Below are 11,823 nucleotides of genomic sequence, written 5' to 3' on the forward strand. Positions count from 1 at the left end.
CATCGTGATTACAGATTTCTTCCCAAACGCCGATCCGGCACACACGCTCTGGTACGACACCCCCGCAGCTCATTGGAACGAAGCCTTACCCCTTGGAAACGGTCGCTTGGGGGCCATGGTCTACGGCAATCCGCTGAGTGCACGCATTCACCTTAATGAAGACACGCTCTATTCAGGTGAACCGACCCGCATCTATCCGGTGCCCGAAATTGCGCATCAGATTGATCACGTGGAAGCTCTGCTAAGAGACGGCAAGCTATTTGAAGCTCAGGAGTTCGTGCGCAAGAACTGGACAGGGCGGCAGGGGCAGGCCTATCAGCCGGTTGGCAATCTGTTCATTACCATGGCCGATGATAGCCCCGTTTCAAACTACCGCCGGGCATTGGACATTCGTCACTCCCTGCATCACGAAAGCTACGAGCAGAACGGCACGAAGTTCGAGCGCACCAGTTTTGCCAGCTTCCCAGACAACGTCATTGTTGTGCGCCTGACAGCAGACAAACCCTGCGCCCTCTCCTTCAACCTGCGCTACGACAGCCCGCACCCAACCTGCCGCACCACGCATGAAGGGGAAAATACACGCCTGCATCTTCGCGGACAGGCTCCGGCCTTCACCAGCAGCCGTGTGATTGAGCGTATCGAGCATGATCTGGAGCAGCACAGAAATCCGGAGATCTTCGGCGCTGACGGCAAACTCCGCCCCTTTGCAGAAAACGAGCAGGATGGGCATCGCGGCGGCATTGTCTACAGCGAAGATGGCTTAGGTGAAGGCACTTACTTTGAAGCAGGCCTTTCCGTTGAACTGGAAGGTGGACGCATTCGCCCGGAACGGGGCGAGCTGCACATTGAAGGCGCGACGGCGGTTACCCTCCGTATCGCAATGGCGACCAGCTTCAACGGACCAGACAAGAGCCCAAGCCGGGAAGGAAAAGATCCGGCCCCGATCGTGAAAAGCATTTTGAATGCAGCGGGCTCTGTTTCCTATGCAGATATGCTGCAAAAACACAGCGACGACGTGTTGAGACTGTTTGATCGCATCTCGCTCAAACTGGGCAATGACGCCATCTCTGATTTGCCGACCAGTACGCGGTTAGAGCAGTTTCAGGAAAAAGGTGATCCAGCCCTTGCTGCGTTGCAATTCCAATATGGCCGTTACTTACTGATTGCCTCATCCCGTGCAGGCAGTCAGCCACCAAACCTGCAGGGCATCTGGAACAATCTACGCCGCCCGCAGTGGTCCTCCAACTACACCATGAACATCAATCTGGAGATGAACTACTGGCCTGCGGAGATCACCGGCCTTTCAGACCTGCATGAACCGCTATTCATGCTGATCGAAGAACTGGCAGTATCCGGCGCTCGAACAGCCAAGAAGATGTTCAACGCGCCCGGCTGGTGCGCCTTCCACAACACGACCATCTGGCGCGATAGCGTCCCCTCTCCATGTGATCCTGCCTCTGCGTTCTGGCCAATGGCGGCAGGATGGCTGCTCTCTCATATGTGGGAGCACTTCCTTTATACGGGCGACAAAGAGTTCCTGAAGAACCGCGCTTATCCGCTGATGAAGTCTGCCGCAGAATTTTACGAATGGTGGCTTTGTGAGAACAAGGACGGCTATCTGGTGCCAAAGGTCAGCACCAGCCCGGAGAACCGATATCTTGATGAAGATGGCCATGTCATCACCGTCGATCAAGGCAGCACCATGGACTGCGCCATCATCCGTGAGACCTTCGCCAACACAGCAACCGCCGCGAAACTGCTGGGACTTGATGCTGAACTGGCAAATACGCTGGAAGAGAAAGCCGCACGGTTACTGCCTTATCAGATCGGAGCGCAAGGTCAGGTGCAGGAATGGTCTCAGGACTTCAAAGAGTTCATGCCGACTCACCGTCACCTCTCCCATCTTTACGGGCTGTTCCCGTGCGATCAGATCGGCAAAGACACGCCAGATCTGCTGAAAGCTTCTGTTCGGTCTCTGGAGATCCGCGGTGATCTGGCGACAGGTTGGAGTATGGGCTGGAAGATCTGCCTTTGGGCACGTGTGGGCGATGGCGACCACGCCTACAAGATCATCCATAACATGTTCAACCGGGTGGAAAATGAAGCGCCAAAGAGTGAAGATGGCGGCCTTTATGGCAACCTCATGATCGCCCATCCTCCGTTCCAGATTGATGGCAACTTTGGCTATACACGCGGTGTTGCCGAAATGCTGATGAACACCACCCATAACGGCATCGAACTTCTGCCTGCTTTGCCAAGCGCTTGGCCTGAGGGTGAAGTCCGGGGTCTGCGGGCGAGAGGTGGGTTTGAAGTGGACCTGAACTGGCAACACAGCAAACCAACTCAGGCCAAGATTATCAGCCATCATGGCGGCGAACTGAAGGTGCTTTGCAAACTGCCGTTTGCTGGGTCCAGCTTCGACGCAACCCTGCAACTTTATGTGGCAACGCAAAATACTGTCGCGGGGGAAACGTTGACGCTTACCTTTGATGAAGCTTTGGTGAACTCCTAGTCCGTAAAACCTTCTAGAAAATGAGGTGACTAGCTATGGAATCCCCGCAAAAACTTGATGTTACTTAGAGGGGTTCCATAGTGCGCAGTAAATCGGTTGCACTGCAACAAATGTTTCGGTGAATTTCTTGATATTTCATTGGCATTTCATACCAAGGTTGAAGCAGAGTTGAAGTCAACCGCGTTCTGCGGTCCCAAGACGCGATAGCATCGCACCTACACAAATGAACAATTCCGCAGTCTTTCTCGCAATGAGGAAGGCCCTTTTCCATATGGCCGTTTTGTCTGGTCCTCAGGCAAGACACTCCACATTTATCGGAATACGCCAATGATTAAGACCATTGTCTGGGGCGAAAACGTCCACGAGCAAAAGAACAAAATTGTTGCAGACATCTATCCCGATGGCATGCACAATCACATCGCTGCTGCTTTGAACAATGATCCAGAAATTTCTGCCACAACCGCCGTTCTTCAGGACCCGGAACACGGCCTGACCGAAGAGCGCCTTGCAGACACAGACGTTTTGATCTGGTGGGGCCATGCGGCACACGGCGACGTGTCTGACGAGATTGTTGAGCGTGTGTGCGAGCGCGTCTGGTCCGGCATGGGCATGATCTTCCTGCACTCCGCGCACTTTGCAAAACCATTCAAACGCCTGATGGGCGCACCTTGTAACCTAACATGGCGTGAAGCTGGCGAGCGTGAGCGTCTTTGGGTAACATCCCGCAACCACCCGATCACTGCAGGCATTCCAGACAGCTTTGAGCTGGAAAACGAAGAAATGTACGGCGAGCCATTTGGTGTGCCAGAGCCGCTGGAAACCGTCTTCATCAGCTGGTTCCAGGGCGGCGAAGTGTTCCGTTCTGGCCTGACCTACAAGCGCGGTGCAGGTAACATCTTCTACTTCCGCCCGGGTCATGAAACCTATCCAACCTATCACAATGAAACCGTTCAGCGCGTGATCGCCAATGGTGTGAAGTGGGCCTACAACCCGCAGCCACGCGTGGCAGATCCGAATGCAGCGCCAAACGTTCCGGTCGATCAGGCACCAGAAAAGATTGAGGAACGCGGCCCGCGTCTGCATAAAGCTGGCGAGGAAGGTTACCGGTAATGCGTCTGGTCATTGTAGGAACTGGCGGCATGGCAAACAGCCATGCCAAGAAGTTCGGCGAAATCGAGGGCGTAGACATCGTCGGCGGTGTAGACCGCAACGAAGAGCGCCTGACTGCGTTTTGCGATGAACATAACATCGAGAAGCGCTTCACTTCCCTGGAAGATGCTCTTGCATGGGGTGAGTTTGATGCCGTGGCAAACGTGACACCGGATGCCGTGCACCACCCAACCACCATGCCGCTTCTGGCTGCTGGCAAGCACGTCTTCTGCGAAAAGCCATTGGCAAGCAACTTCGCTGATGCGGATGAGATGGCAACCGCTGCTGATCAGGCTGGTTTGATCAACATGGTCAACCTGTCCTACCGCGATGTGTCTGCGCTTCAGAAAGCCCATGAGCTGATTGCTGCTGGCGAGATAGGTGAAATCCGTCACTTCGAGGCTTCTTACCTGCAAAGCTGGTTGACCCAGCCTGCATGGGGCCATTGGGACAAAGAAGAAAAGTGGCTCTGGCGCTTGTCTGAATCCCACGGTTCACTTGGCGTTCTGGGTGACGTGGGTATTCACATCCTCGACTTTGCAGGCTTTGCCATCGGCGCACCATATCAGTCTGTCTCCTGTCATCTGAAGACCTTCGACAAAGCACCGGGTAATCAGATTGGTGAGTACAAGCTGGACGCCAATGACAGCTTCACCATGATGGCTGAAACAGCATCCGGTGCTGTTGGCGTCGTTCACGCCAGCCGCTTTGCCTCTGGCCACATGAATGACCTGCATCTTCAGATTCACGGCACAAAGGGCGGCATCAAAGTCACCAACACGGGTGACTTGGGTGAGCTGTTCGTTTGCTCTGGCCCTAATCTGGAAAAGGCGGAGTGGGAGCAGGTTGCACTGAGCCCGACGCCAAACAACTATCGCAAGTTTGCAGAAGCGGTGAAATCCGGCGTCAACGGACACCCGACATTCCGCCATGCAGCGAATCTTCAGCAAGTGCTGGACCTTGCTGTTGAGAGCAGCAAGGCTGGTGGACGCAAGGATATACCGTTATCCACGCAACTGCAGGATGCATAAGAAACCAAGGGGGAGCCTCGGCTCCCCTTTTTTATATGCAACCTACTCTTGTATTGTCCGGACAATTCATGGACAAAAAACAGAATTTACCCTCTATTTATAAATGTAATGGTCAATATTCTTTTCCAGCTGGTCCAATAAAGCCCGTTCTTATGTTGAACCCTTGTTCTATTTTCTAAGAAACGACCGCCTACACTTAATCACCAACCTGACCAGACCATTTAGTACTAATATTTCAAAATTATCTAAAATATAGGCACATAATAATACTTGAATATACTATGATGTTTAGACTTCATTATTCCTAAATGAAATATTAAAGACAATTAAAACTAAATCTTTCCCTTAATTATCTGCGATGAACCATTGCGCTTATCTTTCAGTTTAATTATTCAGTGCATGCAATTTAGTTTAAAGTCTTGCCGAGGATATTGTGCTCGTACCTCCTGAGCTTCTGTCAGTTGCAGTAGAACAGTGTGCTGAAACCATCATGGTTGCAGATCATGAAGGTACAATTGTCTATGTAAACTCTCAGTTTGAGAAGACCACAGGGTACTCCGCAGACTACGCCGTTGGCCGCAATCTGGATTTTCTCCGCTCCGGCAAAACCCCTCCTGAAACCTTTGAAGATCTCTGGTCCACTTTGGGCAAAGGTGAACCATGGGAAGGCGAGTTCATCAACCGCCGGCAGGACGGAACAGAGTACGTTGAGCACTCCAAAATCTCCCCGATTGAATGGGAAGGTGGCAGCGCCAACAAAAACTACTATCTGGCCATCAAAAAAGACATCACCGAGAAGAAGCAGAGCGAAGTCGAGCTCTCCAAACTTGCCTATACTGATGCGCTGACTGGGTTGCCAAACCGCGCGCACTTTCTGCAAGAGCTCGATAAGGCCGTTGAGGATACCAGACGCGGTGAAAGCCAATGTGCTGTCATCTATATGGATCTGGACCGCTTCAAGGAAATCAACGACACCCTGGGCCATGATGCCGGTGATGAGTTTCTGGTTGAAGCTGCCAAGCGCTTTGAAGGTGTTCTGAACGAGAACGGCCTGCTCTCCCGTCTGGGCGGAGACGAGTTTGTAATCCTGCTTCGCGAGACCTCCAACGCAGAAGCGGAAATGACCGTTCATCGGCTACAAACAGCGATGGTAGCCCCGATTGATCTTGGCGAGCAATCACCGATCCTTTCCGCCAGCATTGGCGTAGCCGTAAGCCAGTTGGCCAGCGCCTCCAGCAGCACCATGCTGAAGCAGGCTGATATCGCCATGTACCATTCCAAGTACAACAATCTCGGCTTCAGCTTCTACACCTGCCAGATGGAAGAAGCCGTTGTCCGTAAGGTGCTGATTTCAGAAAAACTCACAACGGCAATCAACGAAGGCAATCTGCGACTGAACTATCAGCCAATTGTTGAGCTGAAGAACGACAAGCTTTCTGGTGTGGAAGCTTTGATGCGTTGGGAAGACCCCGACCTTGGCCCGATCTCACCCTCTGAGTTCATCCCGATCGCAGAATGTCAGAACATGATCGACGATATCTCTGACTGGCTTTTCCGGGAAACCGCCTGCCAGTATCGCAAATGGGTATCAGAAGGCTTCGAGTTCGCTGGTCGTATTGCGATCAACCTCTCCGAGCGTGAACTGGCAAAGCCAAACCGTGTGACAGAGATCCTCGCGCTTCTGGAAAGCCTGGGCGTTCCGCCAGAGACCTATGAAATTGAGTTGAGCGAGTCTGCTTTCGTCAACGATACCGGCCATACGCAGGAAAATCTGGATTCCTTGGCCAACGCGGGCATGATCATCGCCATTGATGACTTTGGCACTGGCCATTCCGCCCTTTGGCAGCTGCGCACGCAGAAGCTGGACAAGCTCAAGATCGATCACAGCTTCGTTCAGCGTATGGAATCAGATCAGGCCACCCGTGATATCGTTGAGGCGATCACGGCGATGGCGAGCCTGCTGGACCTGAAAGTTATTGCAGAAGGTGTCGAGAACCTGACCCAAGTCGACATTTTGAGAGACATCAAGTGCTGCTACGCGCAGGGCTATCACTTCGCCAAGCCGCTCACAGCAGATATCTTCGCTTCTGATTGGCTAGAGAAAGCTCAGGCGGTCGCCTAAGCCTTCACTCCGGTGAGTTCGAACTCCCGACCGTCTTCTCCCAACGAAAACTCAGGATACTCTTTGATCGCAGCAGCAACTGCTGGTCTGGAAGCGTCATCAATATGATAGAGCACCCAGCGGCTTCCCGCTTTGCGCTGCAAGCCTTTTACATCTGCCCATGATCCATGCCCATTGTCAGCAGTCATGTACTCGCATTCGATAAAGGCCAGATCTGCCTGAGCAGCCAGTTCTTCACCTTTTGGAGAGAGCAGGCCATCCCCTGAGTAAAACAGAACCTCGCTGTCGCTCTTCAACTGCAGGCTGCGGTTGGGCACTGAGTGATTGCTTGGCGTTGTTTCTGCACGCCATGGGCCAACTGCAGACAGCTCTTCTGAATCTTGCCAATGAAGATCAAAGCCCAGATCTTTTTCCGGCCAATAAGCAAACTCCATCAAACGATAAAGCGCCTGATGCTGGGACGCCTGACGATAGATGGTCAGCGGTTTGGACCGCTTGAAGGACTTCATGTAGTTCAACAGCGTTGTCAGGCCAAGGCAATGGTCCGGATGACAATGTGAGATGTAGATGCAGCTGATATCGTCAGCTTTCATCCCATAGGCAAACAGAGCCTGAGGCACGGTTGGGCCGCAATCGATAAGCAGTTTGAAATCACCCTCTGAGATCAGCAGAGATGAATTCGTTTTTTGCGCATCATACGCGTCGCCACAACCCAGCATTTTTACATGCATAATGTTCCCCCTCACAGTGATCCCCCAGTTTTAGAGCAGAGAGATTTAACAAGCAAAACATTATGTAGTTGTAAGCGCATAATCTATGCGGCTGTTCCCAAAACTTTCTCCCGATGCCACATGTAGATGGCCGACCCAAAAATGATGGCCGCACCAGCTAGCGTCAGAGTATCCGGGAACTCACCGAAGAACATGAGGCCAATCAACATGGCCCAGATGAGGCTGCTGTAGCTGAAAGGCGCAATGGTGGAGGCTTCCCCAAAGGAGAAGGCCTTCACAATGGCATAGTGGCCCAGACCAGACACAGCACCAATCAAAGCCAGCAGTGCCCAGCCTTCCATGTCTGGTGCTTGCCAGAAATACGGCGTGAACAGTGTAGTGACCACCGCTCCCAACAAGGCGGTATGGAACAGCACGGTTGATGGCGTATCAAATTTGCTCGCGTATCGCGCCACGATGTGTCCAGCGGAGTAGACTACAATGGTCGCCACCGCGATCAGCGCGCCCAGATCAAGCACATCAGCGCCCGGCTTAACGATAAGTAGTGCGCCAACAAACGCAACCAGAATGGATGTCCAGCGACGAAGGCCAACCTTTTCACCCAGAATCGGCACAGACATGGCTGTCACCATCATGGGAGAAAGCAATGCGATCGCGTGCAGCGTTGCAACCGGGATCAACTGGGCCGCGGCAACAGACCCGATGGTCATCACCAAAACAAGAACCGCGCGCAGATAAACAACGGACCCATTGTTCGGCACCATCATGGTCTTCACCCGCGGCGCCATAAAGATCAGCATGAACAGCAGGTGGAAGAACATCCGCCCCCAAACCACTTGCAGAACTGGATAGGACAGAGACAGATATTTGCCCACACTGTCGACAATGACGAACATAAACATGGCTGCCACCATCCAGAGGATGCCATACTTAACGTTGCCCTGAGCCGGGGCATGGGAAACCATCTCACTCATAACAAGCCTGCAATGTCCGGGTTCATGCCGTTCGTCTCGCGGGATTTAAGTCCGCGAGTGACACACCGTTCAGTTTTGAGGAAAGGCACTGAAGCTTGTGTTTCAGCGCCAAAGATTACTTGCCACCTAACTCAGTTTTTTACGTTTTTCTATTCGTTTCTATGGCGTGAGGTAGAATTAATTTTCGTCTTTGGCATCTCAATTATTTTCGCAGGATTTGTTGCTGTTTATTGCCAAGATGCCGCGCAGATATATTTGAAAATTACTCAGCCTGTGAGCAACTTTTTCCTCCGGTGACGCGACAGGACCATGCATTCCATAAGGGAAGGACAAGCCAACTTGAAATGAGTCTGCAGGACTGCTTGACCGGCTGCGATTCTTCATTTAACTTTTTTGTTAATTAATGAGATGGTGAAATGAATACACAAACCAACTTGCCGGAAGTTTTTGGAGCCTTGGCAGACCCGACACGGTTTGCCATCGTTGAGCGGCTTTTGAAGGAAGGTGATTTGCCCGTCGGGCAACTCGCCGAGCCATTTAAAATGTCAGCTCCTGCCATCTCCCGGCATATCAAACTGCTCGAGAACGCTGGCCTCATCGAACGACGCATAGAAAAGCAATGGAGGGTTTGTACATTGAAGAAAGACCGATTTGCAGACCTGCATCAATGGATCGAGCGCTACCGCACTTTCTGGAACACCAGTTTTGACCGGCTGGAAGCACTGCTCGACAAACAGCAAGGGGAAGAAGATGACAGCAGCCGATAGCATGACACAGGAAGCAACCACTCTACGGATCACCCGCGACTTCAAAGCCTCACCTGAAAAGGTCTATGACGCCTGGACTAATCCCGAAATGCTCGTTCAGTGGTGGGGACCAGAAGGCATGACCACCCCTGAGTGTGAAATGGATGTACGTGCCGGCGGCCATTGGAAAACCACGATGACCTCAACCAAGGAAGGCGGCGCTTATACGGTCTCCGGCATCTACAAAGTTCTGGAACGCCCAAACCGCCTCTGTTTTTCGTGGGGTTGGATCAATGATGGTGTTCGCGGTCATGAAACCGACGTGGACCTCACCTTTGAAGCAATTGAGGGCGGAACACGCATGACCATGGTCCAGAGAGTCTTCGCCGATCCAGAGCAAACCAAAAACCACGATCAAGGCTGGAGCAGCAGTTTCAACGACCTGCAACGCTTCGTCGAAGCCTAAACTCAGTCCCCCAACAGCGCCCAATCTGCGATCTTACTTCGCGGGTTGGGCGTCTTTTAAAAACTACTCACCAGCCAGTTCAACAATGCTGGCATCAGTTGATGGTCAAACTCATCACGCCCTTCCAGAACTCCGAAGACATGGTCCGTATCGAGGACAGTCAGTTGCTTCGCCCCCAGATGTCGGCGAAGCCAGATTTCGCTGGAGGTTGGTTGAGGGAAGATGACCCGATCATGCCGGGCAGCGACGACCAGCATAGGACTCACAAACCCTGAACGTTCCAAAACCGGAGGAACTTCAGGCAGATCCTGAAAGAAGCGGGCCTTGATCTGAATTTTGGTGCCCCAGGGAAATTCCGCGGAAACCAAATGATCCGGATCTACAAGCGCTGCACACGTGCGGACCTTTTCTCCAACCAGATGGCGAAAGGTCTTTCGAGGGTGGACAGTTGGAGCAAGCAAAGCAATGCCATCAAGATCAGGCCGCTTTACTGCAGCACATCCAGCGATATAGCCGCCCTGACTCCAGCCAACCAGAATGAGTTTGGAAAACGATAGGTTTCTTTGAGCTCTGACCCAATCAACAACGGCGATTGCATCCTCAGTCTGACTTTCAAAGGTGTTGTCTTCCCAAGCGCCGTCGCTGTCTCCTGATCCGCGAAAGTCCACGCGCAATGTGGCATACCCAACTTCCGCAAGAACGCGGGCCATGCGAGAGAAGAGGCCTTCACTGGTCCCGGCGATCTCAAGCTCATCGCGGCTTCCATGAAAGCCGTGAAGGAGGATCAGAAGGGGCGCGCCAACACTAGTAGGGCCTGCAAGTGTTCCGATGATCTTCTGGTCACCAACCGGAATGGCAATCACTTGCTCTTTTTGCTTTACATCCAGCACCTTGCCTGCCCTCAACTCCCCTTACGTGAAGCTGTAAAGCTAAGTCGAAAGCTGGCACAAGAATACTGAAAGTTCTTCAGGAGCAGCCACCCTCAATCGACTGACTGCTCCAACAGCGAGAAGTTATAGCTGCTCCTCAAACCAGTCAAGAATGGCAGGCACAACCTGCTCGTCGATCATCTTCGGTCCTTCAAACGCACTCCAGACATGATCCGTATCGAGCACCAGCAGTTTTTCTTCACCGCTGTGGTACCTCATCCAAGCTTCACCGATGGCAGGCTGTGGTGTAATCAGCGCATCTTTCTTAGCCATGATCACCATCAGCGGCCCATCATACTGCGCAGCTGCTGCAAGCGGGCTTGTTATCGGCAGCTCCTGATAGAAGCGAGCCTTCAGCGTCGTATCCACGCCCCACGGCAGACTGGCCGTGATTGGAGTTTCCGGATCAGAAGACATGGCCTTCTCGACAAGCTCTTTACCGAAGAGGCCAGTGAAGGTTACGAGGGGATTAGTTGCTGGGGCCATCAACACAACACTGTCGACATCTGATCTCGCAGCTGCAGCATGGCTCGCAACCAAACCACCCTGACTCCAACCGATCAACGCAAGTTTACCCCCTTTAAACGCATCTTGCGCACGAATCCACGCAATCGCGGTTACGGCATCTTTGATCTGGCTGGAGAAGGTCGTGTCCTCCCATTTACCGTCACTTTCGCCAGATCCGCGGAAGTCGATCCGCAAAGATGAAACGCCCTGTTCAGCCAAAAGGCGGGCCATGCGAGAGAAAACGCCTTCATCCGTTTCCTTCACCGGCAGTTCATCCCGCGTTCCCGTAAAACCATGCAGTAGTATGGCGATAGGTGCGTTTTCTTGTGAGGCCGTTTCAAGCGTTGCGACCATGTTTTGATCACCAACTGGTATGGAAACAATCCTCTCTTCAGCAGTGGCGCTTTGGACCAAAGAAAAACTCACAAGACTGGCTACACCAAAGCTCAGCGCAATTAATTTCTTAGATAAACACATCTCAACAATTTCCCCCAAAACTCTCATTCTAAAAACACGCAATAGTATAATCAGCCAGATTTGCTCATCAATGATTGAAAAAGCCAGAGCCTATGAGGTCAAGTTAAACACTGCCCTCCCCTTGCTAATCCTGTGACAAATAAGGGAATATACCCCATCAATCTGGGGAGGTGTTTGAG

10 protein-coding genes are annotated in these 11,823 nt (G+C 52.3%); 6 read left to right on the forward strand and 4 right to left on the reverse strand.

Annotated features, from left to right (window positions below):
* Window positions 1–4: 4 nt before the first annotated feature.
* The 4 genes from PJE062_RS17870 to PJE062_RS17885 all read left to right on the forward strand — a co-directional run bounded on the left by PJE062_RS17870 (window position 5) and on the right by PJE062_RS17885 (window position 6,814).
* On the forward strand, window positions 5–2,512 hold the full coding sequence (locus PJE062_RS17870) for a glycoside hydrolase N-terminal domain-containing protein (RefSeq protein ID WP_008550976.1): 2,508 nt from the start codon (window positions 5–7) through the stop codon (window positions 2,510–2,512).
* A 327-nt stretch (window positions 2,513–2,839) separates the two neighbouring features.
* A complete protein-coding gene (locus PJE062_RS17875; protein ID WP_008551249.1) occupies window positions 2,840–3,622 on the forward strand; it encodes a ThuA domain-containing protein in 783 nt (260 codons plus the stop codon).
* Entirely contained in the window at window positions 3,622–4,692 is a 1,071-nt protein-coding gene (locus PJE062_RS17880; RefSeq protein ID WP_008550958.1) for a Gfo/Idh/MocA family protein, read from the forward strand. The genes PJE062_RS17875 and PJE062_RS17880 overlap by 1 nt, the downstream gene beginning before the upstream one ends.
* 433 nt (window positions 4,693–5,125) lie before the next feature.
* Window positions 5,126–6,814, forward strand: coding sequence for a bifunctional diguanylate cyclase/phosphodiesterase (locus PJE062_RS17885; RefSeq protein ID WP_008551116.1), 1,689 nt, complete (start codon window positions 5,126–5,128; stop codon window positions 6,812–6,814).
* Here the strand turns inward: PJE062_RS17885 and PJE062_RS17890 are convergent.
* Window positions 6,811–7,545, reverse strand: a complete 735-nt coding sequence (locus PJE062_RS17890; RefSeq protein ID WP_008550858.1) for an MBL fold metallo-hydrolase — start codon at window positions 7,543–7,545, stop codon at window positions 6,811–6,813. The genes PJE062_RS17885 and PJE062_RS17890 overlap by 4 nt on opposite strands.
* A gap of 83 nt (window positions 7,546–7,628) precedes the next feature.
* Window positions 7,629–8,519 carry a DMT family transporter gene (locus PJE062_RS17895; RefSeq protein ID WP_008551064.1) on the reverse strand — a complete coding sequence of 297 codons (891 nt, stop codon included), beginning with the start codon at window positions 8,517–8,519 and terminating at the stop codon, window positions 7,629–7,631.
* Between the two features lie 416 nt (window positions 8,520–8,935).
* Here PJE062_RS17895 and PJE062_RS17900 point away from each other — a divergent pair, with 416 nt between their 5' ends.
* Both PJE062_RS17900 and PJE062_RS17905 read left to right on the forward strand, forming a co-directional pair.
* A complete protein-coding gene (locus PJE062_RS17900; RefSeq protein ID WP_008551062.1) occupies window positions 8,936–9,286 on the forward strand; it encodes a helix-turn-helix transcriptional regulator in 351 nt (116 codons plus the stop codon).
* On the forward strand, window positions 9,270–9,731 hold the full coding sequence (locus tag PJE062_RS17905; RefSeq protein WP_208982380.1) for an SRPBCC domain-containing protein: 462 nt from the start codon (window positions 9,270–9,272) through the stop codon (window positions 9,729–9,731). The genes PJE062_RS17900 and PJE062_RS17905 overlap by 17 nt, the downstream gene beginning before the upstream one ends.
* Before the next feature lie 56 nt (window positions 9,732–9,787).
* Here PJE062_RS17905 and PJE062_RS17910 read toward each other — a convergent pair whose 3' ends face one another.
* Together PJE062_RS17910 and PJE062_RS17915 are read right to left on the reverse strand one after the other, a co-directional pair.
* Complete coding sequence (locus PJE062_RS17910) at window positions 9,788–10,621, reverse strand: alpha/beta hydrolase (RefSeq protein WP_008551026.1); 834 nt, start codon at window positions 10,619–10,621, stop codon at window positions 9,788–9,790.
* A 123-nt stretch (window positions 10,622–10,744) separates the two neighbouring features.
* A complete protein-coding gene (locus tag PJE062_RS17915) occupies window positions 10,745–11,521 on the reverse strand; it encodes a S9 family peptidase (RefSeq protein ID WP_208982381.1) in 777 nt (258 codons plus the stop codon).
* Window positions 11,522–11,823: the final 302 nt, after the last annotated feature.

It is taken from the genome of Pseudovibrio sp. JE062 (genome assembly GCF_000156235.1).
Classification (GTDB): Bacteria; Pseudomonadota; Alphaproteobacteria; order Rhizobiales; family Stappiaceae; genus Pseudovibrio.

Bases quoted from the DNA above. Each gene is read 5' to 3' on its own strand.
- PJE062_RS17890 (WP_008550858.1), bottom strand. From the start codon at position 7,545: ATGCATGTAAAAATGCTGGGTTGTGGCGACGCGTATGATGCGCAAAAA.
- PJE062_RS17915 (WP_208982381.1), bottom strand. From the start codon at position 11,521: ATGGTCGCAACGCTTGAAACGGCCTCACAAGAAAACGCACCTATCGCC.
- PJE062_RS17875 (WP_008551249.1), top strand. From the start codon at position 2,840: ATGATTAAGACCATTGTCTGGGGCGAAAACGTCCACGAGCAAAAGAAC.
- PJE062_RS17895 (WP_008551064.1), bottom strand. From the start codon at position 8,519: ATGAGTGAGATGGTTTCCCATGCCCCGGCTCAGGGCAACGTTAAGTAT.
- PJE062_RS17900 (WP_008551062.1), top strand. From the start codon at position 8,936: ATGAATACACAAACCAACTTGCCGGAAGTTTTTGGAGCCTTGGCAGAC.
- PJE062_RS17880 (WP_008550958.1), top strand. From the start codon at position 3,622: ATGCGTCTGGTCATTGTAGGAACTGGCGGCATGGCAAACAGCCATGCC.
- PJE062_RS17905 (WP_208982380.1), top strand. From the start codon at position 9,270: ATGACAGCAGCCGATAGCATGACACAGGAAGCAACCACTCTACGGATC.